The sequence below is a fragment of the Streptomyces djakartensis genome (assembly GCF_014651075.1).
Lineage (GTDB): Bacteria > Actinomycetota > Actinomycetes > Streptomycetales > Streptomycetaceae > Streptomyces > Streptomyces djakartensis.
The window spans coordinates 1-24,154 of record NZ_BMWE01000042.1 but is presented as its reverse complement, the minus strand read 5'-3'; the positions used below and the strand labels follow the sequence as shown (position 1 = coordinate 24,154).

At 72.9% G+C, this 24,154-nt stretch carries 24 protein-coding genes and 1 pseudogene; 8 read left to right on the top strand and 17 right to left on the bottom strand.

The window, feature by feature from the left end; all coding sequences use genetic code 11:
- Together IE212_RS34300 and IE212_RS34295 are read right to left on the bottom strand one after the other, a co-directional pair.
- A partial coding sequence (locus IE212_RS34300) for a maltotransferase domain-containing protein (RefSeq protein WP_190201906.1) occupies positions 1–1,018 on the bottom strand: 1,018 nt, incomplete at its 3' end.
- A gap of 75 nt (positions 1,019–1,093) precedes the next feature.
- A complete protein-coding gene (locus IE212_RS34295; RefSeq protein WP_190201905.1) occupies positions 1,094–1,396 on the bottom strand; it encodes a DUF5133 domain-containing protein in 303 nt (100 codons plus the stop codon).
- Between the two features lie 358 nt (positions 1,397–1,754).
- On the opposite strand from IE212_RS34295, the gene IE212_RS34290 reads away from it, so the two are divergent.
- Together IE212_RS34290 and glgX are read left to right on the top strand one after the other, a co-directional pair.
- A complete protein-coding gene (locus tag IE212_RS34290) occupies positions 1,755–2,267 on the top strand; it encodes a pep a2 (RefSeq protein WP_190201904.1) in 513 nt (170 codons plus the stop codon).
- A complete protein-coding gene (glgX, locus tag IE212_RS34285; RefSeq protein WP_190201903.1) occupies positions 2,264–4,414 on the top strand; it encodes a glycogen debranching protein GlgX in 2,151 nt (716 codons plus the stop codon). Before IE212_RS34290 ends, glgX begins: the two co-directional genes overlap by 4 nt.
- 82 nt (positions 4,415–4,496) lie before the next feature.
- Here the strand turns inward: glgX and IE212_RS34280 are convergent, their stop codons facing one another.
- Entirely contained in the window at positions 4,497–5,300 is an 804-nt protein-coding gene (locus IE212_RS34280; protein ID WP_190201902.1) for a VOC family protein, read from the bottom strand.
- A gap of 252 nt (positions 5,301–5,552) precedes the next feature.
- On the opposite strand from IE212_RS34280, the gene IE212_RS34275 reads away from it, so the two are divergent.
- Positions 5,553–5,873, top strand: a complete 321-nt coding sequence (locus IE212_RS34275; RefSeq protein ID WP_190201901.1) for an ANTAR domain-containing protein — start codon at positions 5,553–5,555, stop codon at positions 5,871–5,873.
- Positions 5,874–5,905: 32 nt separating this feature from the next.
- Here IE212_RS34275 and IE212_RS34270 read toward each other — a convergent pair whose 3' ends face one another.
- Positions 5,906–6,697, bottom strand: coding sequence for an RNA polymerase sigma factor SigF (locus tag IE212_RS34270; protein ID WP_190201900.1), 792 nt, complete (start codon positions 6,695–6,697; stop codon positions 5,906–5,908).
- Between the two features lie 408 nt (positions 6,698–7,105).
- On the opposite strand from IE212_RS34270, the gene IE212_RS34265 reads away from it, so the two are divergent.
- Entirely contained in the window at positions 7,106–7,627 is a 522-nt protein-coding gene (locus tag IE212_RS34265; protein ID WP_190201899.1) for a hypothetical protein, read from the top strand.
- Between the two features lie 24 nt (positions 7,628–7,651).
- On the opposite strand, the gene hemC is transcribed toward IE212_RS34265, so the two are convergent.
- From hemC to ligD, 4 genes are all read right to left on the bottom strand, one after another.
- Positions 7,652–8,587 carry a hydroxymethylbilane synthase gene (gene hemC / locus IE212_RS34260; RefSeq protein ID WP_190201898.1) on the bottom strand — a complete coding sequence of 312 codons (936 nt, stop codon included), beginning with the start codon at positions 8,585–8,587 and terminating at the stop codon, positions 7,652–7,654.
- A gap of 67 nt (positions 8,588–8,654) precedes the next feature.
- A complete protein-coding gene (locus tag IE212_RS34255; protein ID WP_190201897.1) occupies positions 8,655–9,677 on the bottom strand; it encodes a questin oxidase family protein in 1,023 nt (340 codons plus the stop codon).
- A 99-nt stretch (positions 9,678–9,776) separates the two neighbouring features.
- Positions 9,777–10,550 (bottom strand): NPP1 family protein, encoded by a 774-nt coding sequence (locus tag IE212_RS34250; protein WP_190201896.1) that lies wholly within the window; start codon positions 10,548–10,550, stop codon positions 9,777–9,779.
- Positions 10,551–10,687: 137 nt separating this feature from the next.
- Positions 10,688–11,668, bottom strand: coding sequence for a non-homologous end-joining DNA ligase (ligD, locus tag IE212_RS34245; protein WP_190201907.1), 981 nt, complete (start codon positions 11,666–11,668; stop codon positions 10,688–10,690).
- 615 nt (positions 11,669–12,283) lie between these two features.
- Between ligD and IE212_RS34240 the strand changes: the two genes are divergently transcribed.
- The 3 genes from IE212_RS34240 (at position 12,284) to IE212_RS34230 (ending at position 14,350) form a co-directional block, all read left to right on the top strand.
- Positions 12,284–12,664, top strand: coding sequence for a DoxX family protein (locus IE212_RS34240; RefSeq protein ID WP_190201895.1), 381 nt, complete (start codon positions 12,284–12,286; stop codon positions 12,662–12,664).
- Complete coding sequence (locus IE212_RS34235) at positions 12,661–13,128, top strand: peroxiredoxin (RefSeq protein ID WP_190201894.1); 468 nt, start codon at positions 12,661–12,663, stop codon at positions 13,126–13,128. Before IE212_RS34240 ends, IE212_RS34235 begins: the two co-directional genes overlap by 4 nt.
- Positions 13,129–13,375: 247 nt before the next feature.
- On the top strand, positions 13,376–14,350 hold the full coding sequence (locus tag IE212_RS34230) for a TauD/TfdA dioxygenase family protein (RefSeq protein ID WP_190201893.1): 975 nt from the start codon (positions 13,376–13,378) through the stop codon (positions 14,348–14,350).
- 28 nt (positions 14,351–14,378) lie between these two features.
- Here the strand turns inward: IE212_RS34230 and IE212_RS34225 are convergent, their stop codons facing one another.
- From IE212_RS34225 to IE212_RS34215, 3 genes are all read right to left on the bottom strand, one after another.
- Positions 14,379–15,884, bottom strand: a complete 1,506-nt coding sequence (locus tag IE212_RS34225; RefSeq protein ID WP_190201892.1) for a metallophosphoesterase family protein — start codon at positions 15,882–15,884, stop codon at positions 14,379–14,381.
- A gap of 303 nt (positions 15,885–16,187) precedes the next feature.
- Positions 16,188–16,943, bottom strand: a complete 756-nt coding sequence (locus IE212_RS34220) for a dienelactone hydrolase family protein (RefSeq protein WP_190201891.1) — start codon at positions 16,941–16,943, stop codon at positions 16,188–16,190.
- 143 nt (positions 16,944–17,086) lie between these two features.
- Complete coding sequence (locus tag IE212_RS34215) at positions 17,087–17,707, bottom strand: L-threonylcarbamoyladenylate synthase (RefSeq protein ID WP_190201890.1); 621 nt, start codon at positions 17,705–17,707, stop codon at positions 17,087–17,089.
- A 368-nt stretch (positions 17,708–18,075) separates the two neighbouring features.
- Here IE212_RS34215 and IE212_RS34210 point away from each other — a divergent pair, with 368 nt between their 5' ends.
- A complete protein-coding gene (locus tag IE212_RS34210) occupies positions 18,076–19,566 on the top strand; it encodes a helix-turn-helix domain-containing protein (protein WP_190201889.1) in 1,491 nt (496 codons plus the stop codon).
- A 227-nt stretch (positions 19,567–19,793) separates the two neighbouring features.
- Here IE212_RS34210 and IE212_RS34205 read toward each other — a convergent pair whose 3' ends face one another.
- From IE212_RS34205 to IE212_RS34180, 6 genes and pseudogenes are all read right to left on the bottom strand, one after another.
- Positions 19,794–21,020: a cytochrome P450 family protein gene (locus IE212_RS34205; RefSeq protein ID WP_190201888.1), complete on the bottom strand. Its 1,227-nt coding sequence runs from the start codon at positions 21,018–21,020 to the stop codon at positions 19,794–19,796.
- Positions 21,017–22,255 carry a cytochrome P450 family protein gene (locus IE212_RS34200; protein ID WP_190201887.1) on the bottom strand — a complete coding sequence of 413 codons (1,239 nt, stop codon included), beginning with the start codon at positions 22,253–22,255 and terminating at the stop codon, positions 21,017–21,019. Before IE212_RS34200 ends, IE212_RS34205 begins: the two co-directional genes overlap by 4 nt.
- Complete coding sequence (locus IE212_RS34195; RefSeq protein WP_190201886.1) at positions 22,252–22,878, bottom strand: GTP-binding protein; 627 nt, start codon at positions 22,876–22,878, stop codon at positions 22,252–22,254. The genes IE212_RS34200 and IE212_RS34195 overlap by 4 nt, the downstream gene beginning before the upstream one ends.
- Positions 22,850–23,212 carry a DUF742 domain-containing protein gene (locus IE212_RS34190; RefSeq protein ID WP_190201885.1) on the bottom strand — a complete coding sequence of 121 codons (363 nt, stop codon included), beginning with the start codon at positions 23,210–23,212 and terminating at the stop codon, positions 22,850–22,852. Before IE212_RS34190 ends, IE212_RS34195 begins: the two co-directional genes overlap by 29 nt.
- Positions 23,209–23,631: a roadblock/LC7 domain-containing protein gene (locus IE212_RS34185; protein ID WP_030897082.1), complete on the bottom strand. Its 423-nt coding sequence runs from the start codon at positions 23,629–23,631 to the stop codon at positions 23,209–23,211. The genes IE212_RS34190 and IE212_RS34185 overlap by 4 nt, the downstream gene beginning before the upstream one ends.
- A pseudogene (locus tag IE212_RS34180) lies at positions 23,628–24,154 on the bottom strand (ATP-binding protein); the annotation flags it as partial. The gene IE212_RS34185 and the pseudogene IE212_RS34180, both read right to left, overlap by 4 nt.

Sequence of the window (24,154 nt, the reverse complement as noted above, 5' to 3'; positions counted from 1 at the left end):
CCGCGTAGGCGATGGTGCCGTCGGGGCGGTGGTGGAACCACTCGGGGTGCTTGTGCACCCAGGGGTGGTCGGGGGAGCACTGCAGGGCGAAGTCGAGCGCGATCTCCAGGCCGTGGCCGCGGGCCTGTTCGACGAACCAGGTGAAGTCCTGAAGGGTGCCCAGGTCGGGGTGGACGGCGTCGTGGCCGCCCTCGGGCGAGCCGATGGCCCAGGGCACCCCGACGTCGTCGGGGCCGGGGGAGAGGGTGTTGTTCCTGCCCTTGCGGAAGGTCGCGCCGATGGGATGGATGGGGGGCAGGTAGACCACGTCGAAGCCCATCGCGGCGATCGCCGGCAGCCGGCGGGCGGCGGTGCGGAACGTACCGTGCGGCTGCTCCGACGTGCCCTCCGAGCGCGGGAAGAACTCGTACCAGGAGCCGTACAGGGCCCGCTCCCGCTCCACCAGCAGCGGCAGCGGTTCACTGCTGGTGACCAGATCCCGCAGCGGATGCCGCGCCAGCACCTCGTCGACCTCCGGCGTCAACGCCGCCGCCAGCCGTTCCTGAGGGGGCATCGAGTCGTCGCGCAGGGCCCGGGCCACGCCGAGCAGTACGCCGCGGCCGGCCTCCTTCGGCACACCGGCCGCTGCCCGCTCGTGGATTTCGGCGCCCTCTTCGAGGACCAGACCCGGGTCGATGCCCGCCGGCACCTTTATGCCCGCCGTGCGGCGCCAGGTGGCCACCGGATCGCTCCACGCCTCCACCCGGTAGGTCCAGCGGCCCACCGCGTCCGCGGCGACCTCGGCGCCCCACCGGTCCGTCCCCGGGGCCAGCTCACGCATCGGCGTCCACGGCCCCGGGCGGCCCTCCGGATCCTTCAGGACGACATGCGCGGCGACCGCGTCATGCCCCTCCCGGAACACGGTGGCGGTGACCTCGAACGCCTCTCCCACCACCGCCTTGGCCGGCCGGTTGCCGCTCTCCACGGCCGGGCGGACGTCCCGTACCGGGATACGGCCGATGGCCCGGGTCCTTCTCATGATCCTCACCTCCACCGTGCTCGGGAGCCGGGCTCGCGGGCCCGGCCAGGGGACAACCTCCGCGGGAAGGGCGCTCTACGCTCCCGCCGGGGAGCGCCGCTGCGCCACCGGCGGTCTTCGCCCGACCGCTGCGGCCGGGCGGCGGGGCCGGTCGTTCTGTTCCTGCAGGTAGGTCACCTGGGTCGTGCGCAGATACCGCTCGGCCGCGTCCGCCGCCTCGCGCGCGCAGCGCTTGCCCATCAGCACGCAGAGCGTGTAACCGGAGTCCTCGAAGGTGGCCCGGACCGTGCGGTCGTTCGGTGCCGCGAGCATCACGCGTTCCCAGGCCCGGTAACGCCGCAACTGCCGGGCGACTTCGGCTTTGGCGGGTAGCAGCATGGCGCCGATCACCTTTCGGGCTCGAGGGGACGGTCTCCCGACGGTCGGACGGCGGCCGTGCGCGCAGCGACACGGACCCGTGACGGCGATCGAGTTCTTTCACACATGGTGCACGCGCGACGACGCAGCGTCCTGTTGGATCATCGTCAAGCCGCGGCCCGGATGAGCCGTTCGGGGCATCTGCCCCTGCTCAGGGGTGCCAGAGCGCCTCAGCAGTGCGCTCGTGTTGCACGAACGGGCTAGCACCCTCACGCTGAGGGTGACTCAGAAGCGATGCGCACTCACGTTCCGTGTTCGGGGCTCGTCCCGCAGGAGTGCGGGACGAGAGGAGCTGAGCTTCGCGGTGAGGAGCCGACCGATGAAGACCGCAGTGCCCTGCTACTACCACCTCGACGTGGAAGTCAGCCCGGAACGGGTGGGACAGGTCAGCCGCATTCTGGCCGCTCACCTCAGGTTCTGGGACCTGGACAACCTGGTCCAGCCCGTCTGCGGCGGTACCGAGATGCTGCTCACGGCCATCGACGAGCACGCCACCGACAAGAACACCTCGATCGAGATGTGGTGGAACGGCCAGCACCTGATCACCGCCATCGGGGACAACGACCGCGCTCTGCGCCCGGACCAGGAACTGCGTGGCTGCCTGGAGCACCTCGCGGCGATGAGCGACGGCTGGGGCTGCTGCGCCACCGAGACCGGCAGCAAGGTCATCTGGTTCTCGCAGCGCGCCCGCGCCGGCGAACGCGTCCCGCTGGTGCCGACCGCACCGTCGCCGTACCTGAGCGAGGGCCTGGACGTGCCCCGTGAGGTACGGGTCGCCCGGCTGGCCGGCCCGGCCAGTACCCCGGACGAGGTCCTGGAGGAGGCCAGGTGACCCGCCGGCAGACCCGCAAAGGGGTGCCCGCCTGGAGCGGGCGCCCCTATCCACTGGGTGCGTCCTACGACGGGGAGGGCACCAACTTCGCCCTCTTCAGCGAGGTGGCCGAACGCGTCGAGCTGGTCCTCGTCGGCGACGACGGCAGGCACACCCGGGTTCCGCTGACCGAGGTCGACGGCTTCGTGTGGCACGGCTACCTCCCCGGCGTCGGCCCCGGCCAGCGCTACGGCTACCGCGTGCACGGTCCGTGGGCCCCGGCCGCCGGCAACCGCTGCAACCCGGCGAAGCTGCTCCTCGATCCGTACGCCCGCGCGGTGGACGGGCAGATCGACAACCACCCCTCGCTCTACGAGCGGAACCCGGACGGACCCGACCCGGCCGACAGCGCCGGGCACACCATGCTCGGCGTGGTCACCGACCCGTCCTTCGACTGGGGCGACGACACCCCGCCCGGCCGGCCGTACGCAGACACCGTGATCTACGAGGCACACGTCAAGGGCCTGACCCGCACCCACCCCGAAGTGCCCGAGGAGCTCCGCGGTACCTACGCCGGACTGGCGCACCCCGCGGTCGTCGAGCACCTGACGTCGCTGGGCGTCACCGCGGTGGAGCTGATGCCGGTCCACCAGTTCGTCCACGACGGCGTGCTGCGCGACCGCGGCCTGGCCAACTACTGGGGTTACAACACCATCGGCTTCTTCGCGCCGCACAACGGCTACGCCGCCCACGGCACACGTGGCCAGCAGGTCGCCGAGTTCAAGTCGATGGTGAAGAGCCTGCACGCGGCCGGCCTCGAGGTGATCCTCGACGTCGTCTACAACCACACCGCCGAGGGCAACGAGAAGGGCCCCACGCTGTCGTTCCGGGGCATCGACAACTCGTCCTACTACCGCCTGGTCGACGGCGACTGGCGGCACTACTACGACACCACCGGCACCGGCAACAGCCTGCTGATGCGCCACCCCTACGTCCTCCAGCTGATCATGGACTCGCTGCGGTACTGGGTCACCGAGATGCACGTCGACGGGTTCCGTTTCGACCTCGCGGCGACGCTGGCCCGGCAGTTCCACGAGGTGGACCGGCTGTCGGCGTTCTTCGACCTCATCCAGCAGGATCCGGTGATCAGCCGCGTCAAGCTGATCGCCGAGCCGTGGGACGTGGGCGAGGGCGGCTACCAGGTGGGCAACTTCCCGCCGCTGTGGTCGGAGTGGAACGGCATGTACCGGGACGCCGTACGGGACTTCTGGCGCGGCGAGGACCACACGCTCGGCGAGTTCGCCTCCCGCCTGACCGGCTCCTCCGACCTGTACGCGCACAGCAGGCGCCGGCCCCGCGCCAGCGTCAACTTCGTCACCGCGCACGACGGGTTCACCCTGCGCGACCTCGTCTCCTACAACGACAAGCACAACGAGGCCAACGGCGAGGACAACCAGGACGGTGAGAGCACCAACCGCTCCTGGAACTGCGGCGCCGAGGGCCCGACCCGCGACGGGGACGTCCTGGAGCTGCGGGGCCGCCAGCAACGCAACCTGCTCGCGACGCTGCTGCTCTCCCAGGGCATCCCGATGCTCTCGCACGGCGACGAGCTCGGACGCACCCAGCGCGGCAACAACAACGCCTACTGCCAGGACAACGAGATCTCCTGGGTCGACTGGCGGCTCACCGGCGAACAGCGCGCCCTGCTGGAGTTCACCCGGTACGTCGTCCGGCTGCGCACCGCGCACCCCGTGCTGCGCCGGCGCCGCTTCTTCCTGGGCGAGACCCCGACCCGCGCCGACCAGCCGCTGCCCGACCTGGTGTGGCTGGCGCCGGACGCCCGGGAGATGACCGACGACGACTGGCAGCGCGGCGACGCCCACTCGGTCGGTGTCTTCCTCAACGGCGACGCCATCGCCGAACCCGACTCCCGCGGCCGCCCCGTGGTCGACGACTCCTTCCTGCTGCTGTTCAACAGCCACTGGGAGCCGGTCGCTTTCCGCCTGCCGGACGCCTCCTTCGGCGAACGCTGGACGGTCCTGATCGACACGGCCGCCCCGCAGGGCACTCCCGACGAGTCGGAGTACAAGGCGAACACGGGCCTGACCGTCGGCGCGCGCAGCCTGGTCCTGCTGTCCCGGCCGTCACGCACGTCCAGGGAGCGATGACGAGGGCCCGGTGCCTGTCGCTTGTCACGCCGATTCCGCGCGCCGTGATCCGGACGGCAGGCCCTGGGACTTCCCTCGGAGGTCAGCGGCCTCTGCGCGCCGTCACGGTGAACTGTGCGCCGTCGTGGTCGCGCAGCACGGCCTCGTCACCGCCCTTGGACAGCACGCTGCCGCCGTGCAGTTCCGCGGCGCGCGCGCAGGCCTCGACGTCCTCGACGGTGAAGTGGACCTGCCAGTGCGGCCGGATCGTCGGGTCGGGGGCGGCCTCCAGAGCCCCCGACTCGATCCGGGCCACCACGTCGCCGCGGCTGCGCAGGACGACCTCCCCGCCCTCGTAGTGGACCTCGCAGCAGCCGGGACGCCCAGAGGCCCAGTCGAGGATCTCCCCGTAGAAGATCGCGGCGTCGAACGCGTCGCGCGTGTGCAGCGTGATGAAGGCCGGCTGCGCGTTGCGCCAGGTCTCCCAGTCGGTGAACAGGTCACCCTCCCAGATGCCGAAGCTCGCCCCGTCGCGGTCGGCCAGCAGGGCCGCCCGCCCCGGCGGCAGGGAGATCGGCCCGACCGCGACCGTGCCCATGCGTTCCTGCACCCGGGCCACCGCCTCGTCCGCGCTGCGCACGGCGAAGTACGGCGTCCAGGCGACCGCCATCTGCCACATGGCCGCCACTCCCGCGATGCTGGCCACGGGTGAACCGTCCGCCAGCGCGATCCGGAACCGGTCGCCGAGCTTGGCCGGCCGCCACTGCCAGCCCAGCACGGCCCCGTAGAACTCCTCCGTCGCCTTGACGTCCCTGCTCGTCAGGCTCACCCAGCAGGGCGCGCCGAACACGGAGTGCGATGAGACGACGTTTTTGGTGCCGGAGGGGGTGGGCATGTTGTGGTTCATGGCAGTCGCGTCCTGATCTTGTCGGCCTGGCAGCCACCGGAGGAATGACACCAGTGTCCAACCGGAACCCCCGTGGGCGCCTGCCGAGTACCCCGGCGACGATGCCGAAACGGTGAGGTGAACCGGCCTGGACCGCCCCGGTGGCAGGGGGCGGGCCGAGTGACGACGATGGAGGCGTCGGACACTGCGTCAAGGCACTCAAGCACCAAGTGAGGCCTCGGAGGCAGCGGCGCACCGGACCCGGAGGTGACCATGCCCACGGACGGGGGCTCGGAGCGGATTCTCGAGTTGCAGGAAGAGGTCCAGCAGCTCAAGGAGGCGGTCGTCTCGCACGCCGTCGTCGACCAGGCGATCGGGATGATCGTCGCGCTCGGCCGGGTCTCACCCGACCAGGGGTGGGCGGTGCTGAAGGAGGTCTCCCAGCACACCAACACCAAGCTCCGCAACATCGCGGAGATGATTCTCGTCTGGGGACGCACGGGCGAGCTGCCCAGGGACATCCGGGCCGCTCTGGAAGACGCCCTCGACCGCGTGGGACCGGCTCAGGTGCCCGGAGCGCCGCCGGAGCGGTGATCCGCCCGACGGCGCCGATGCCGGGCTCGCACTCACCGGGCCTCGGCGAGCAGTTCCTCGCGCAGATGGGCGAAGCAGCTGCTGAGCAGCCGGGAGACGTGCATCTGGGAGATGCCGAGCTGCTCCGCTATGCGGCTCTGCGTCATGCCCTTGAAGAACCGCAGGTACAGAATGACGCGCTCGCGCTCCGGCAGTGCCTCGAGGCAGGGCCTGACGGCCACGCGGTCGACGACGGTGTCGAAGGCCGGGTCCGGCCCGCCGATCGCGTCCCCGAGGGCGTAGCCGTCCGTGCCGGGCATCTCGGCCTCCAGCGACAGCGCGGAGAAACACTCCAGGGCCTCCATGCCGGTACGCACCTCGCCCGCGGTGAGCTGCGCGTACTCGGCGATGTCGGCGACCGTGGGGGAGCGGCCGGGGGCGGTCTGGGACAGCTCCTTGACGGCGTGCCGCACCCGGTTGCGCAGGTCCTGGACCCTGCGGGGGACGTGCAGCGTCCACATGTGGTCGCGGAAGTGGCGCTTGATCTCGCCCGTGACCGTCGGCACGGCGTAGGCCTCGAAGGCGTTGCCGCGCGCCGGGTCGTAGTGGTCGACGGCCTTGACCAGGCCGAGGGCCGCCACCTGGTACAAATCCTCCAGGGCTTCGCCACGGCCCCGGAAGCGGACGGCGATCCGCTCGGCCATGGGCAGCCAGGCCTCGACCAGCTCGTCGCGCAGGGCCTTGCGCTCGGGCCCGTCGGGCAGCCGCGCGAGGCGTTCGAACGCCTCGGCGGTGTCGGGGGCGTCGTCGTGGGGGTGCGTTCTGGTGCTGCCGGCGATACGCATGGTGCGCACCTCCCTGAGCCGGTGCCGAATGGACAGACACCGCGGGAAGCACGGGCTCGGACCTCACGGAGGTGCCGGGGGCCCGGGCGGTCCCACGGATGTGCCTCCTGTCCGAAGCACTTCATCGCCCCTTCCCGGGCGGGAAGAATACGAGACAACTCCGACAATACGCCCATCCGTGGATCCGGGCCTGCCGCCTCACCGGCAAGGGTGTTGATCTTCACCCGTGAAAGTGATGTGCGGCACGCCTTGGTAACCGCTTTCTGCGACTGTGTCCGGATAACCGCTGGGCACGGCTTGATCACCGATCAAAAGGGATGAACTGCCTGGCCACAGCGCATTCTGCTCATTTGACAGTGCGCTGAGGCCACAGATAGGAAGCAGCTTCCAGAGGTCGAGAGGGGCACCGTGTACGAGCCGAACGTGGTCGGGGACTGGCAGGAGTACGACGAGCATGCCGGTCTGCGCGTCCGCGTCCACCGTCTGGAACTGGCCGAGCCGCCACGGGGCCGTGACGACGCCGCCGAGGGGCTGACCTACTTCTGCCTCCGCGTGACGGTCGAGAACCGCGGCAGCCGCCACCTCGGCGTCCACCTCGAGGACGGCCAGATCGACGTGCGGATCGGCCCGGACGGGGAGAGCGCCTTCCTCGACTGGCGCAACTCGCAGTTCATCGAGGGGTTCGACGTCTATCCGCTGCGCCGGGCCACCGCCGTGCTCTACGCGGCCGGCGCGGAGGCGTCCCTGGGTCTGGTGGACGTGCAGGTCCAGCTGCGCGTCGAGGAGGAGTGGGCCGAGCGCCGGCTGTGGTCGGGCGGCATCGGGGCGCACGAGGGCTCCACCGGGGCCCAGCAGGGTGCGGTGCGGGACAGCCTGGCGCACCAGGTGAGCGTCTTCCTGCAGAACCAGGCGGGCGAAGGCACCGCCTGATTCCCTGTCAGAGCGTCCTGCCGGTCAGTGCGGGATGCCGTCGATGATCTCGCGGGCGCCCTGCCGCAGCAGGGCGACGGCGACCGAGGTGCCGAGCGTGGCCGGATCGAGCCGGCCCGCCCACTCGTGGGCGTTCAGCCGGGTCTTGCCGTCCGGGGTGAACACACAGGCGCGCAGCGACAGTTCGCCACCGCGGTCCACCCGGGCGAACCCGGCGATCGGGCTGTTGCAGTGCCCCTGGAGCACATGCAGGAACATGCGCTCGGCGGTGGTCTCCCGGTGGGTGTCCGGGTCGCCGAGTCCGCTCACCGCGTCGATCAGGTCGGCGTCGTCCTCGCGGCACTGCAGCGCCAGGACGCCCGCGCCGATGGGCGGCATCATCGTCTCGGTGGAGAGGATCTCGGTGATCACGTCCTGCCGGCCGATGCGCTCCAGGCCGGCGACCGCGAGCAGCAGGGCGTCGGCCTCTCCGGCTTCCAGTTTCGCCAGGCGCCGGTTGGCGTTGCCGCGGAACGGCACGCACTGAAGGTGCGGGTGGGTGGCGGCGAGTTGGGCGACCCGGCGTACCGATGAGGTGCCGACCCGCGTCCCGGCCGGCAGCTCGTCCAGGGTGAGCCCGCCCGGGTGGATCAGGGCGTCGCGGACGTCGTCCCGCTTGAGGAACGCGGCGAACACCGTGCCCGCGGGCAGCGGCCGGTCGGCGGGCACGTCCTTCACGCAGTGCACGGCGAGATCGGCCTCCCCGGCCAGCAGCGCCGCGTCGACCTCCTTGGTGAAGGCGCCCTTGCCCTCCACCTGGGACAGATCTCCCAGCCACTTGTCCCCGGTGGTCTTCACGGGCACGACCTCGGTGCGCACTCCGGGGTGGGCGGCGGCCAGCTCGGCCCGGACGCGCTCCACCTGGGCGAGGGCCATGGGGGAGTCGCGGGAGACGATGCGGATCAGTTCGGGGGCGGACATGCGGACACGATAGACCCTCCGGCGAGTGGGTTCGTGCCGCACCTGCCCGATCCCCGGCCGGCACACGTCACTTCGGGACGAGCGGCTCGCTCAGTTCGACCGCTCGAAGAGCCGCGGCGAGAGCCTGCCCGTCGCCGACGTCGAGGGCGGTGTCGGTGAGCTTGACGACGTGTTCGTCGCCGTGGGCGAGGGCCTGTTCCAGCACCTCCTCGGGCGTACGTCCGGGTGCGGGTGCGCGGGCGACCGGTTCGGCGGGGGCGTACATGGCGGTCACGGCGGCGGACGCGGTCCAGGCCGCGCGCAGGCTCGGCGCCCACAGCGCGCGCGGGAGGGAACCGAGGGCGCGCAGCACGGCGTTGGGCGCCGTCGCCGCGTGCACCAGCATGGTCGGCTCGCCGTGGCCGTGGGTGGCGTAGCGGTGGGTCGCGGCCCGGACCAGTTCGGCCAGGCGTGCCCGGGCCGTGTCCGGGTCGGTCACGTCGTCCGGCCACAGCGGCAGTCGCCGTACGGCCGCCAGCCGGTCGGGGAAGCCGCCCGCGGGGTCGGTGAGCGGCGGCACGGCGTCGAGGGACCGCGCCGCGGTCGGTGCCGCGGGCAGTGCCGTGATGCCGGACACGGGACGGTGCCGGGCCGCCCAGTATCCGAGCCCGTGCGCGAGTTCGGTGAGCCGTGGCGGGTTCTCGCCGGCTTCCAGGGCCCGTACGGCGTGACCGACGCGGATCACGGGGTGGGTGGAGCCGCCGTACATTCCGGGCAGCAGACGCGGCCACCACTCGGCCAGGACGTCACGCCACGGCCGCGCCGCGAGCGCGCGGGTGAAGTGGCCGATCCAGTCGGCGGCCCGGCGCGGATCGCCGAGGGCCTCCCGCCAGTCCGCGTCGGTCACGGGAGTGACCGGCCGGGGAAAGTCCTCCAGCTTGTGCCGGTACAGATCAAGCCAGCGGTGCACCGCGTCCGCCCGCCCGTGCGCGGCGAGCGCCTCCACGACCATCGGGGCGTGGTTGGTGAGCCTGCCGAGCCGCTCCGGCCCGCAGGAGTGCAGCCGTTCGAGTGCCTCTTCCAGGGTCCCTGTCGTGTCGTGCGTGTCCATGCCGGGCACGCTACGGGCCCGCCCGGCGCCCGCGGATCGGACGGCGGGAGGAAGCCGGACCCGGCCGGGGACCTAGGTCCCCGGCCGGGCGGGGCCGGGTCAGGCGTACGGGTCGAACGGGATGCCGGACGGTTCGGCCTTGGCGAGGTGATTGGCGAAGTTGGCGTCCTTCAGGCCGAAGTTGGCGCTCCCGAAGTCGTACGAGGCGAGCTTGTCGCGCACCCCGGCCGGATAGCCGTTCCAGCCGACCAGAGGCGGGTACTGCCAGGTGCCCTTGTGGTTCTCCGGCGGCTCGTCGCCCGGGTTCGCGAGGCGGAAGCAGTGCGTGCTGACGCCGTCCTTGTGGTAGACGATCTTCGGATGCGTGCCCTCGAAGCGGACCTCGGACGCCGCGTGCACGTCGAACGAGCCGTGGGCGGACGTCGACACGTACTTGACCTGGTTGTCCTGCACGAACACGGCGACGTGCTCGAAGTCGTGCCGGTGGCCGCCGATGCCGCTGCCGGCCACGGCCTGGTCCTTCTCGAAGTAGAGCGCGTACAGGATCGCGCACCATCCGTTGTTGCACTTGTAGCGGGAGTAGCCGTTGGTGTTGTCGAGGTCAGAGGCGTCGCGGCAGCCGCCGTTCAGGGCGCCGGCCGGCTTGAGCCCGCCGTTGACGGTGCCGTCCGGGCCGATCGCTGGCGTGGAGTAACAGCCGTCGGTGTCGTAGTCGTAGGCCGGCTGGAACGTCCGCTCCAGCGACTCCGCGTCCGCGGGAAGCGCGCGTGGCGGGGCGGCGAAGGCGGTGGCGGGGAGGGCCAGGACCAGGGCGGCGGCCCCGGCGGCTCCGGTGAGCCATCTCCTGCGGGGTGTGAACGGGCGTGACGACACTGCGTCCTCCTCTTGGGCGCAGCCCAACGGCTGTGGGGGAAAGGGAGGTTCAGCTTCTACGCTGGACGCGTCCATGCCAAGAGGGGCGCGGTGCCGGGAGTGAACGGCTGCCCGCCGGACTCGGTCCCCGCGCCGTTTCAGACCATGTCGTCCGGGATGTCGGCCGCCGCTTCCCCGGGCGCGAGGTCCGGCCGGAGCCGCAGCCAGGACGGCTGCCGCAGCCGCCCGTCCCGGGTGCGGGTGCTGTAGCGCACCTCGCCGACGAGCCGGGGGACGACCCAGTGCGCGCCCGGAGCGCGCGGTGCGGGGTCGAAGGGGCAGACGTCGGTCGCGGCGGCCCGCAGCAGTTCTGCGAGTTCCGCCCGTTCGGCCTCGCTCCAGCCGGTGCCCACGCTCCCGACGTAGCGCAGCCGCCCCGCGGCACGCTGCCCGACCAGCACCGCCCCGGGCAGGCCGGTCAGGCGCCCCTTGCCGGGCTGCCAGCCGCCGACCAGGACGTCCTCGGTGCGCATGTTGCGGATCTTGATCCAGGCCCGGGAACGCACCCCCGGCTCGTACACCGAGTCCAGCCGCTTGCAGACCAGGCCCTCCGCTCCGTGCTCGCGGGTGGCGGCGAGGGCCTCGGCGCCGTGGCCGGTGATCGCGGCGGGAGTGGACCAGGAGGGGCCGGTCAGGCCGAGATCCTCCAGGACCGAGCGGCGCCGCGCGTAGGGGAGCCGGATCAGCGAACGGCCCCGCAGATGCATCACGTCGAACAGCACAAGATGGACCGGGACCTCCGCCGCCCGCCGCGCCGCCCTGGCGGGCGCGTGGGCCAGGCCCATACGGGACTGGAGCAACTGGAAGCTCGCTCTGCCCTGTGCGTCCAGGGCCAGGATCTCCCCGTCCAGGACGGCGGGCGCAGCGCCGAGCGCGGTGCCCAGCGGCCGCAGTTCGGGGTACGCGCCCGTGATGTCCTCCCCGGACCGGGCCCGCAGCAGCACGCTGCCGTCCCCGGGGAGGTAGGCCACCACCCGCTGACCGTCCTGCTTTGTCTCATAGGCCCAGCGGGCGTCCTGCGAGGGAGGCGGCAGGGAGCCGGACGTGGCGAGCATGGGCGGGATCAGGGGCAGGTCCACGGGTGAGTTGTGGACGTACCGGTGCGCGGTCACGCCCGTTCTCCGCGTCTTTCCCCTGAACGGCGCCGAACCGGGCCCGGCCCGGCCGACGACACGAGCACGGCGCGGGCCGCTTCGGCGGTGCCGCCGCCGGCTGTGCGGCTCCGTCTCGGCGTTGCGGTCCCCGGACTGCTCCCGGTCACCTCGCCGGGCCGGCCGCCGCGGCCGGCACAGCTGTAACGGGCCCACCGCCGGCCGGGCGATCAGCGGCAGCGGGGCGGTCCTGAGCGACGTCGCGTCGGCCGGCGCCCCGAGCGCCGGACGGCCAGGCCGGGCGGCCGCCCGTACCGCTCGGCCGGTCGTCCACCGGCCGGCGTGCCCACCGCACCACCGGCGTGGAGCACCAACGCCGCCGCCGTACCGGCCGCCTCCCCACCGGCGTGCGCACAGCGAGAGGAACGTCCCGCGGCAGTGGCGGCGTACCCGGTCACGGCTCTGCCACGCGCTGTGGACGCCGGCCGGCGGCCCGCCGGTCACGACGGTCGCGCACCGTCGCCCTGACCCGTCGAACACCCAGGAGCACCCGTTCCCTTACCGTCCAGTAATATCGCGCGACAGGCCACCAGAGGAGGAACCGTGCCCCGGTCCGAACGCTCACCCCTGCTGCTCGCCGGCCTGCTGGCCACCGTGGGCGCCGCCCACTTCGCCGCCCCAAGCCGGTTCGACGCGATCGTCCCGCGCAGCCTGCCGGGCACGCCCAGGAGCTGGACCTATGCGAGCGGTGCCGCCGAGCTCGCACTGGCCGCCGGCCTGGCCCTGCCGGGTACCCGCAAGGCGGCCGCGCTGGCCACGGCGGCCTTCTTCGTCGGGGTGTTCCCCGCCAACGTGAAGATGGCGGCCGACTGGCGCCACCGCCCCACACCGCAGAAGGCCGCTGCCTTCGGACGCCTGCCGCTCCAGGTCCCCCTGGTGCTCTGGGCCCGCGGCGTCGCACGGAACGCGCAGGGCCGGTCGTGAGCGCGCGCCCGGAGCCCGGGGACAAGGCCGAGGACTTCTCCCTGCCCGACGAGACCGGCACCGTCCGCAGCCTGTCCGGTCTGCTGGCGGACGGACCGGTCGTGCTCTTCTTCTACCCGGCCGCCCTGACCCCCGGTTGTACCGCACAGGCCTGCCATTTCCGCGACCTCACGGCCGAATTCGCCGCCGTCGGCGCCCACCCCGTCGGCATCAGCGGGGACACCGTCGAGCGCCAGCGGGAGTTCGCCGGGCAGCACGCCCTCGGCATGCCCCTGCTGTCCGACACCGACGGCACGGTCCGTGAGCGGTTCGGCGTCAAGCGCGGCTTCTCCCTGGCCCCGACCAAGCGCACCACGTTCGTCATCGCGCAGGACCACACCGTCCTCGAGGTGGTGCGCAGCGAACTGCGCATGAACGCGCACGCCGACCGCGCGCTCGCCGCACTGCGCGCCCACCGGAGCTGACGCCGCCGCGCCCGCTGCTCGGCGGTTGGCAGCGGGCCGCAGAGACCTGCTCGCCGAGGACGTGCCGCCCGAGGCGGCGTCCGCGCGGTCGGGCGCCGGGGCAGCCGGCAGACCACCCGGGGCAGGACGATCTGGTGCGGACAGCCCGTGACCTCCCTGCTCTGACAGAGCCACCCGTGGTCGCCCCGGAGCGGGATCGCTGCCACGATCTGGCGGGAAGGCCACGCTCACGACCAGCGGAGGGCGCATGACGACGGACAGTGCGATGACGGACGAGGCGGTGCGGGACGCCGGGATGGAGGTGAGGCCGGCCGCCGGGCACATCGGTGCCGAGATCAGCGGTGTCGACCTGGCCGCGGAACTCGACGACGCCGTGGTCGCCGCGATCAGGGCGGTGGTACTCAGGTGGAAGGTGGTGTTCTTCCGGGGGCAGCGGCTGGACCACGCCGGGCACGTGGCGTTCGCGCGCCGGTTCGGCGACCCCGTGGTGCTGCCGCGCCGCGGCAAGGCCTCGCCGGCCGGTTTCCCCGAGATCGAGACGACCGCCGACCGGCTGGAGCTCGGCGGACGGTTCGGCATGGAGCACGACGAGTGGCTGCGGCGCCGCCGCCACACCCTGCTGCGCGGCTGGCACTGCGATCACGGCGCCCGTGTCGACCCGCCCGCCGCCACGATCCTGCGCGCCGAGACCGTCCCGCCCTACGGCGGTGACACCACCTGGTCCAACCTGGCGGCCGCGTACGCCGGGCTCTCCCGCCCACTGCGGGAGTTCGCCGACGGGCTGCGCGCCGAACACCGGCTCGGCGTCGGCTACCAGTCCCGGCCCGGTGACGACGCGTACGTCCGCCATCTGCTGGACCGGCAGGTCGCCACGCTGCACCCGCTGGTGCGCGTCCACCCGGAGACCGGGGAGCGGATCCTGTACGTCAACGGCTACTACGTCGAGCAGATCGCCGGACTCTCCAGGCCCGAGAGCAGCGCGATCCTCGAGATGCTGCTGGAGCAGGCGGTCCGGCCGGAGTACACGGTCAGGTTCCGGTGGGAGCCGGGGAGTGTGGCCTTCTGGGACAACCGCGCCACGATCCACCTGGCGCCGGGCGACACCGCTCATCTCGACCACCCGCGGATCATGCACCGGGTGATGCTCGCGGGGGACGTGCCGACCGGAGTGGACGGCAGGGCGTCGGAGCCGATCACCGGGACGGCTCCCGGGCGCTGGTGAACCTGGGTGAGGCGGACCGGTGGTCGCCTCACCCCAGCGGAATCGTCACCTCGTCCTCGACCGGCGGGTCGAGTTCCTGGGCCCGGTTGCCGGTGGCCGCGTAGCAGCGCAGCCGCACCGACTCGGGGGAGACGTCCAGGCGCAGGAAGCACTTGAAGAACGGTGGACTGCAGGTGGCCGAACTCGGCGAGAACAGCGACGTGTAGATCTTCCGCACCGGCAGCCGGAACCGCTTGGCCCGGTCGGGGCGGCGGCCGGTGCCGAGCAGCCCGGCGACCAGCCGGACGCGCCGGGTCACCCGGGTGTCCGGGCCCGGGACGCGGGTGGGCGGGATGCCCAGGCGCTCGGCGATCACGGCCGTCGCCTCCGCCTCGGTGAGGGTGAAGAACCGGGGCATCCGCAGGCGGCGGCCGTAGAGCCGGCTGTAGAAGGCGAGGGAGTCGCCGCGCAGCGGATAGCAGCGGAAGTCCTTCTCGGCGACGTTCGCGACCGAGACCCGCGGGATGGTGTGGGTGGCGTGCATGAACGCCCCGCCGCCGCCCGCGACCACATACTGGAGGGTGCGTCCGTCGTCCAGCCGGACGGGGTAGCGCTGGTAGTTGTGGATGTCGCCGCCGATCGCCGCGACGTAGTGGTGCGCCGGGTCGCGGACGATGTCGTCGACGGTGCCGCCCCCTTCGACGGCGCACGGCTCGTGCCTGCCGTCCACGTACAGGGGCGAGCCGGTGATCAGGATCTTCGGGCGGGGCCCCTGGGAGACCTCGCGCAGCCAGCCGCCCTGCTCGGCGTCGACGGTGCCGAGCAGCCCGGTGTCGATGCCTATGATCCGCACCGGTCCGGCGTCGACCGCCCAGTACGGCCCCGGCTGGACCGCCTGCTGGGCGGGATCGGATCGCAAGGCGCGTGCCTCGGCCAGGTGCCGGCCGTCGTCAGGACGCGGCCGGTGCCACAGCAGGGACCGAAGCCAGGCCCGGGTCAGGGGCCGCGGCCGGGGCTCGGGCGGCAGGGGCGGGGCGTCGCCGCAGAAGACGCGCATGAAGCCGCCGAGGTCCTCGTACCAGTCGTGGTTGCCGGGGATCGCGTAGATCGGTGCGCGGTAGTCCTGGTAGGGGCGGAAGAACTTGGTGCCGTAGTCGTCCGCGCTGCCCACGGGGTAGATCACGTCACTGGCCAACACGGCGAAGCTGGTGTCCTGACCCGTTTTCAGCAAGCCGGGCACCACGGCGTACTGCGGGTCGTCGCCCTCGCCGGTGTCGCCGATGACCAGGAAGGAGAACCGGTCCGGGTCGTCACGGCGGATCACCTTGTCGGCCGGTGCGCCGGTGGCCGCCCGCTGGGCCACCCAGCGGCCGCGGGTGCGGCCGGTGGGGTCACCGAACCAGGAGGCCAGCATGCCGTTGCGGGCGGCCCACAGCGTCCTGGGGTTCAGCCAGGAGATCTTCTCCACCTGCCGCGGCATCAACTGCCGGTACGCACCGCGCTCCTCGGTACCCCAGCCGGCGCCTTCGGCGGTATCGCGTGAGGAGTGGGACACCGGTGCACCGTAACAATGATCGAGTGACTGCCCGTCGGCGGGTTCCTCACCGGCCGCGGGCGGGCGAGTCCGTCCCGCGCCAGGAAGTACCGGGGGAGACAGTGGGGTCGGTGGCCCGGGCGACCCGGGAGGGGCCGGATCGCCCGGCGGAAGTCCGCTGCGGCCCGCCCCTCCCGGTCTGCGCGAGCAACGGGTCGCACATCACCGGCACCCCGGCGAGCAGCAGGAGGACGACCGGCCCCAGCGGCATCGGCGGCAGCAGGACAGCGGCGATTCAGCGTCCCAGGTCCGGATCTCCTCCGGTCAGAACGTGCGCTTCAGCAGGTCGAGCAGGGCCGCCCAGTGCCGCTCGTCGCCCTCCTTGTGGTACGACGCCGTGTCGGCCTGCGTGAAACCGTGGGGCGCCCCGGTGTACACCTCGCAACGGTGGCGAACGCCCGCCGCGGTCAGCGCCTCTTCCAGACGCTCGATCTGCTCCGGGGGCAGCGAGTGGTCCTGATCGGCGTGGCCGAAGTACAGCTCGGCGGTGACGTTGCCGGCCACCAGGTGCGGGCTGTCCGGTGTGTCCGTCGCCAGCCGCCCGCCGTGGAAACCGGCCGCGGCGGCGACCCGCTCCGGGTAGGTTCCGGCGGTGAGCAGCGACAGCCGGGCGCCCATGCAGTAGCCGGTCAGCGCGACCGGCCCGGCGGCCACGGCGGGCGACCCGGCCAGCCAGCGCAGATACGCCCCCGCGTCCCGCATCGCCAACTCGTTCGTCAGGGACTGCATGACCGGTCCGATCCGCTCGAATATCTCCGGACGCGCCCCCGGGTCGATGAACTCGGGCAGATCGAACAGGGGGGCACGGCCGTGCCGGTAGAAGACGTTGGGCACCAGCACCGTGTAGCCCTCACCGGCGAGCCGGTCGGCCAGGGAACGCAGCTGCGGACGCAGGCCGAAGGCGTCCATGTAGAGCAGGACCGCCGGGTGGGCGGCCCCGTCGGCGGGACGGGTCAGATAGGCGTCGGCGGTGCCGTCCTCGGTGGGGACGTCGACAGCGGTTCCCTGTACGGCGGTCATGGCTGGGCTGCCTTTCTGCGGGGGCGCCGTCCGGGAGCCTGCCCGGGCGGCCGGGTGGATCAGGGCAACGTGACACGCGCTTTGCCGGGGCGTTCCGCCCGCCCCGGCACCCGGCCCGACCGTGAACGGCCCTCGCCCACCCCTTACTCGAACCGTGAGATGTCGCCGGCGCCGCGCCGCACGATCTCTGCCTCACCGCCCGAGAAGTCGATGACGGTCGTCGGTTCGGTGCCGCATTCACCGGAGTCGACCACCGCGTCCAGGACGTGGTCGAGCTCGTCCTTGATCTCCCAGCCCTGGGTCATCGGCTCGTCCTCGCCCGGCAGCAGCAGGGTGCTGGAGAGCAGCGGCTCACCGAGCTCGGCGAGCAGGGCCTGGGTGACGACGTGGTCGGGGATGCGCACGCCGACCGTCTTCTTCTTGGGGTGCTGGAGCATGCGCGGCACCTCCCTCGTCGCGGGCAGGATGAACGTGTAGCTGCCGGGCGTCGACGCCTTGATCGCACGGAACACGTCGTTGTCGATCCGCACGAACTGGCCGAGCTGCGCGAAGTCCTGGCACACCAGGGTGAAGTGGTGCCGGTCGTCCAGCTTGCGGATCGTCCGGATCCGCTCGATGCCGTCGCGGCTGCCGAGGCGGCAGCCCAGCGCGTAGCACGAGTCCGTCGGGTAGGCGACGAGAGCGTCCGCGCGAATGCTGTCGGCGATCTGGCCGATGGTGCGCGGCTGGGGGTTGTCGGGGTGCACGTCGTAGTACTTCGCCATCCACCGAGCTTATGCCGCGCAGGTGGGGGTGCGGGGCAGGCGGGTCGCCGTCGGCTGTGCGGGCTGGGACGGCCTGGGCCGGGACGGTCCGGGGCCGGATCGGTGCGGGCCGAGCCGGAGGCGGGGAGTGCTGACCGGTGCGACGGCTCGGCCGCGTCGAGGGGGCGCCCGCCAAGTCGCGTCCTTTGGCCCGGGCCCGGGGGGGTGCGCTCCGGCGTACCGGGCGTCGCGGACGGGCGGCATCTCGCGGCGGCTCCTGGCACCTGCCCGGCTGGTGGGGGCCGTTCGGGATGGGGGCCCGCGGTGTGAGGTAACGTCCCCGACCGGTGCGCCAGAAAGGCGGTGCGAGGAACGAGGGGTAGGCCGACGTGGCTGGCCGACAGGACGGGAACCGGCAGCAGCGGACGCCGGGCGGTGCGGGCCCGGCGTGGGCGGAGGAACTGCTCGAGCACCTGCGACCCGCCGGTCGCGACATACGCAGGGTCGTGGCCTGGCTCTCCGGTGCCGTGCACGGGTCCGCGGCCCTGCAGGACACCGCCGGCAACCTCGTCGCCGGCACCCCGCTCCCGCTGGAGACGAACCTCGTCGCGGACATCGCCACCGGCCGGATCGCCTCCGCCGCCTGGGAGAGCCAGGACCGTCACCTGCGCCTGGTCAGGGTGGAACACCCCCTCCACGCATGGGTCCTGGCCGTCTCCCGCGACGCCCCCTTCGACCGGCGCGCCTCCGACGTCGTCACCCACACCGCCCAGGTCCTCGGGCTCCTGCTGACGGCGCGCGAGTCGACCGCCGCCGGACACCGGCTCCGGCGCGCCACCTCCGATCTGCGCCTGGCGATCCTGCAACTGCTCATGGTCGAGGACATCGTCTCCGCCCGCCGCGTCGCCGCCGGACTCTGGCCCGGGCTGCTCGACGCCGACACGGCGTGCGTCTACGTCGTCGAATCCGACCCTGCCGCCCGCGACCGCATCGCCGACGAGTGCCTGGACAGCACCAGGGAGGACGCTCTGGTCGTGCGCTGCCCGGCCATGGACGGCCATGTGATCGTCGTCACCCCCCGGGACGCCGCGGGTGCCGCCCTGCGGTCACTGGTCGGACGCCACCCGGGCACCTACCTCGGCGGCAGCGTCCGGCAGAGCCTCGCCCGGACCGCCACCGCGTACGGTCAGGCCGTCAGCGCCCTCGCCGTCGCCCACTTCCGGCCCGACAAGAAGGCCGTGTACGCCGAGCGCACTCACCCGGAACGCCTGATGGACCCCGAGGCACTGCGCGGCTGGAGCGCCCGCGTGCTGCGTCCCCTCGACACCCTGCCGCACCACACCCGGGCCGAACTGCTGGCCACCACCCGCCTGGGGCTGGAGTTCACCGCCGTCAACACCGCCAAGGTGCTCGGCGTCAGCCGCAACACCGTCCGTGCCCGCATGGAACGCGTCGAGTCCCTGCTCGGCACCGACTTCACCGACCTCAGGGTCCGGGCCGCCGTCCACCTGGCGCTCAACACCCATCTCGGCCTGCCCGAGACGCCGTTCGCCCGCGCCACCGGCGACGCCGGGCCCCGGCTCGCTCACCTGCTGTCCGGACCAGTGCGCACCTGGGCCGGGAACCTGCTGGGGCGGCTGGACGAGGACGCCCGCAACCCGCGGCGGACCCTGCGCACCTGGATCGCCGCCGGCGGCAACGCCGAACGGGCCGCGCAGGCCCTGGGCGTGCACGCGCAGACCGTGCGGGAACACGTCCGCAGCGCCGAGCCCGTCCTGGAACGCCAGCTGCTCGCCGCGGGCGCGGACCTCTACGAGGTCGTGCTAGCCCACCTGGCCGTGGGCGACCTCGACCTGCCGCTTCTCCACCGCGGCGACTGATCTCCGTGCCCCGGAGGCAACCGGGCGGCCGGGCCCCGGCGGGACGAAACCGGGTCATCCGGACTCAGCTGTGCACAGGTGAGCCCTGCCGGGCGCGCAGCGGGCATCGACACGGTTCACACAGCCACAACCGTGGACGTAGGTTCGGGGAACAGCGGGGGCACGACCGGAACGGGGGACCGGTCGCGCTCCCGCAAGTCCTTCCGGGCCCGCCGCCGCGGACCAGGTCAGCCCCGCAGCCGCACCGGGATCTCCTGCCAGCCGGAGGCGATGAAGGACGCCACCTGCCGCAGCCCCTCGTCACCGGGGGCCAGGCTCAGATCGGGAAAGCGGTCGAACAGCGCGGGCAGCGCGGTCAGCGCCTCCAGGCGGGCCAGCGGCGCGCCGATGCAGCGGTGCACCCCGATCCCGAACGCCAGATGGTCGTCGCTGGCGCGTGCGGCGTCGAAGACGTCGGCGTCCGGCCCGTAGTGCGCGGGATCGAGCCCCGCGGCCGCGTAGGTCGTGATGATCGCGTCACCGGCCGGGACGGTCACGCCGCCGACGTCGAGGTCCGTGACGGCGAAGCGCAGCGGCAGGGACGCGATGGAGGGGTGGACGCGCAGTGTCTCGTCGACGACGGCGTCCCAGCCGATCTCACCGGACCGGACGGCGGCCAGCTGCCCGGGGCTGCGGAGCAGGGCGACCACCGCGTTGCCTATGAGGTTGACCGTGGTCTCGTAACCCGCGCCGATGACCAGCAGCAGCGTGTACAGCAGCTCCTCGTCGCTGAGCCGGTCACCGTCCTCGTCCCGGACCCGGATCAGCTCGCTGGTCATGTCGTCACCGGGGTGCGCGGTCTTGTAGGCGATCAGCGCGGGCAGCACGGTGCCGATCTGCCGCTGGACGGACGCCGCGTGCTCAGGGCTCGGGTCGGTGGTGTCCAGGAGGGCCGCCATCAGCCGGCCGGTGTCCTCGCGCAGATCGTCCGGCACTCCGAACAGGTCGCAGATCATGCGCATCGGCAGCGGATGGGCGAACCCCGCTTTCAGGTCCACCACCTCGCCGCCCGCCGCGTCGAGTCGGTCCAGCAGCTCCGCCGTGATGGCCTCCACGCGGGGCCGCATGGCTTCGGTGCGGCGGTGCGTGAAGCTGGGCGCCACCAGCTTGCGCAGCCGCGTGTGGTCCTCGCCGTACGCGGAGAGCATGTTGACCACGCCGACCCAGCCCAGGATCCAGCCCCAGGTCGGGTGCTGGCCGAGCTCGGGCCACAGCCGCCAGTGCTGCCGCGGGTCCTTGCTGACCCGAGGGTCGAGGATGAGTTCCTTCAGCGTCTCGTAGCGCGTCGGCGCCCAGGCGGGGATGCCGCCGGGCAGCTCCACGGGCACGATCGTGCCGAGGGCGCGTAATCGGGCGCTCTCGCCGGCGATGTCGGCGCCGAAGGGGTCCAGAGCGATGCGGTCGGTCACGGTCACGGTCGTCCTCCTGGCTGGTCGGGGGAGCGGGGGCTGAAACGGACGGGCAGCGCGGTCAGCGAGCGGTGGAAGGGGCCGGGCCGCCAGGTGAGACGCTCGCGGGGCAGCTCGGGTTCGAGGTCGGGCAGCCACTGGGTGAGCCGTTCTATGGCCTCGGTGGCGATGAGCACGGTGTGCTGCTTGACCGGGCAGGCGTGCGGGCCCGCCGACCACGACAGGTGGGAGGCGTCGCCCGGACGGCGGTCCCCGCCGCGCTCCTGCTCGGCGGCGTGCGCCAGCGCCCCGTAGGAGATGACCACGGGCACGGCCGCCCTGATCCACACGCCGTGGAAGGTGACGGGCGTACGGGCGTAGTGGATGCCGTAGTTGGCGAGCGGCGTCTCGTGGTGCAGCACCTCCAGCACCGCGTCCGCCACCGGGCGGGCGCCACTGGTGAGCGTCGAGTAGTAGGCCGGGTTGCCGAGGATCCTCGACAGTGCGTTGGCCACCAGGTTGGACGTCGGCTCGTGGCCCGCGCCGAGAGTGAGGAACACCTGCCAGGTGACCTCCTCGGCGGTGAGCCCGGCCGGGTGGTCCAGCAGCCAGCTCGGCAGGTCGTCGCCGCGCCGCGCGGTCTTGGCCGCGATCAGCTCCAGCACGTACCCCCCGTACTCGGCCTCGCCCTCCGCCGCCTGGGCCCCACCCTCGATGATCTTGCCGACCGCGGAGTCCAGCCGGTCGCTCGCGCTGTCCGGCAATCCGAACAGGCTGTTGAACACCAGCGCCATCAGCGGCCTGGTGAACTCGCCGACCAGGTCGGCCTCTCCGCGTGGCCCGAACCGGCCCACCAGCAGGTGCACCGCCCGGTGCACCATGGCCCGCAGGTCGTGCGGCTCCACCAGGTCGAAGGTGTCGATCAGCGCGGTGCGGTAGCGGAGGTGGGCGCCGCCGTCGGCGAACAGCGTGTTGGGCCGCCAGCGCATCATGCCGAGCACCGGGGAGTCGTCGGGGACGGTCGCCTGCCACGGCCGGGGATCGCGCGAGAACGTCTCCGTGTCGTGCAGCAGGTCCAGCGCCGCCCGCCGGTCGGTGACGACGTACGCCGGCACCCCCGGCGCGAGTTCCGCCCAGCCGACCGGGCCCTGGGCGCGCAGGGCGGCGTAGTAGGCGTGGGGGTCGCGGGCGAAGCCGTCCTCCCACAGGCGTACGGGCGTCGCCAGGGAGAAGGCCTGTTCGGCGGGGGAGGGGTGGGTCACCGGTTCTCCGGGGGGTGGTGGTCGATCAGGTGCTGCACCAGCGCGAGCAGGGCGTCGAGCGAGGAGTCCGTCTCCCGCGCGTCACAGGTCACCATCGGGGTCGTGGGCTCCAGGTCCAGGGCGGCGCGCAACTGCCCGGCGGTGTGGTGGCGGGGTGAGTCCGGGAAGGTGTTGAAGGCGACCGCGTACGGCAGTCCGGACTCCTCCACCAGCCCGAGCACGTCGAACGAGGCGTCGATCCGGCGGGTGTCGACCAGGACGAGCGCGCCGAGCGCCCCGTACGCGACGTCGTCCCACAGCGGCCTGAACCGTTCCTGGCCGGGCGTGCCGAAGAGGTACAGCACGATGCCGCCCGGCAGGCTGATGCGGCCGAAGTCGATGGCGACCGTGGTGGTCGACTTGTCCCGCACCCCGGCGAGATCGTCCACCTGCGCGGACGCCTCGGTGAGCTGCTCCTCCGTGTGCAGCGGGCGGATCTCGGAGACGGAGCGGATCAGGGTGGTCTTGCCCACACCGAAGGGGCCCGTGACGAGGATCTTCACCAGGTCGCGGGCGGAGTCGGGGAGGTGGACGTCCGCCCCGCCGGTCCGGGGGTCAACGGTGCTTGAGGTCGCGGAGGCCATCGGCCACTCTCTTCAGCAGGTCGGGGTCGAAGCGCCGGGCGGGCGGGATCGGCGCGCGGGCCAGCGCCAGGCCGCGGTCGACGAGGTCGGCGGCCAGCACCAGCACGGCGGAGACGGGCAGCCGCAGCAGGGCCGCGGCCTCCACGACCGTCAGCGACCCGTACTCCAGCTCCTCCAGCAGGGCGGCGTGGGCGGCGGGCAGATCGGCGGGGACCGGCTCGCCGCTGCCGGTGAGCACCGACAGCCGCTCCAGGTGCGTGACGCTGGGTCGTGCCACTCCGCCGGTCGACAGGTACGCGGGAACCAGCGGACGGCCGCCCCGGCGGCGGGTCATGCCGGCGTGTCGCCGTCGGCACCTCGGGGTCCGGCGGCCATCGCTTTCTCACCCAGCCGCGCGACCTGCGAATGCACGCGGTGGGCGAGCAGGTCCAGGCGCACCTCGGGGTCGCCGTACGCGGCCACGCAGGTGCCGTGGTCCGTCGGCACGATGAGCACATAGCCGTGGTCGGACTCGATGACGACCTGCCGTATCTCGGCCCGGTCGGAGTCCGCGAAGGCCGCCGCCGCGGTCCGGCACGCGCCCTGCACGGTGCTGGTGATGGCGGCGACCCGCTCGGCCGACGGCTGCGACAGCGCGTCGGTGTAGCCCGTCACGAGCCCGTCCCGGGTGAGCAGGACGGCGGCCACGACGTGCGGCACCTCCAGGACCGGTTCGAGCACCCATGCCGTGTCCCCCGCTGCGCGGCTGGTCATCGAGCCGTTCCCCCTTCATGGTCGTTCTGGTCTCGGTCGGTGCGGTCGGTCGCCTGGTCGATCGTGGTCGCGACCGGAGCATCCTCAGGTACGGCTGGAACGGCTCCGGTGTTCGACCGGGCGGCGAAACGGGCGGCCGCCGTGCCGGACTGGAGGGCGCCGAGGGCGGCGGCGGACTCCTCGGGGCGGCGCGGCCGGGGCCTGGGTGCGGGCGCCCCGGCCTCCGGCGGGGTCGCGATCCGGCTGCGGCGGCGCCGCTGGGGAAGGCCACCGCTTCCCCGGGGGTCCTGGTGGCCGGAGGCCGGGGCGGCGTCCCGGCCGTCCTGGTCCGGGCCGGATCCGTGGTCCGGGGCGGCGGGAGGGCGCCCGGAGCCGTGGGCGGAGGGCTGGTCGGACGTCCCGGACCCGGCCGTCGGCGTGGGTCCGTCCGACCGGACGGCCGCGGTCGGTCCCGGCTCCTTTACCGGGGCGGCCGGCGTGGGCTCAGGGGGTGGCGCGGGCGCGGGCGGCGGCTCGGGCCGGG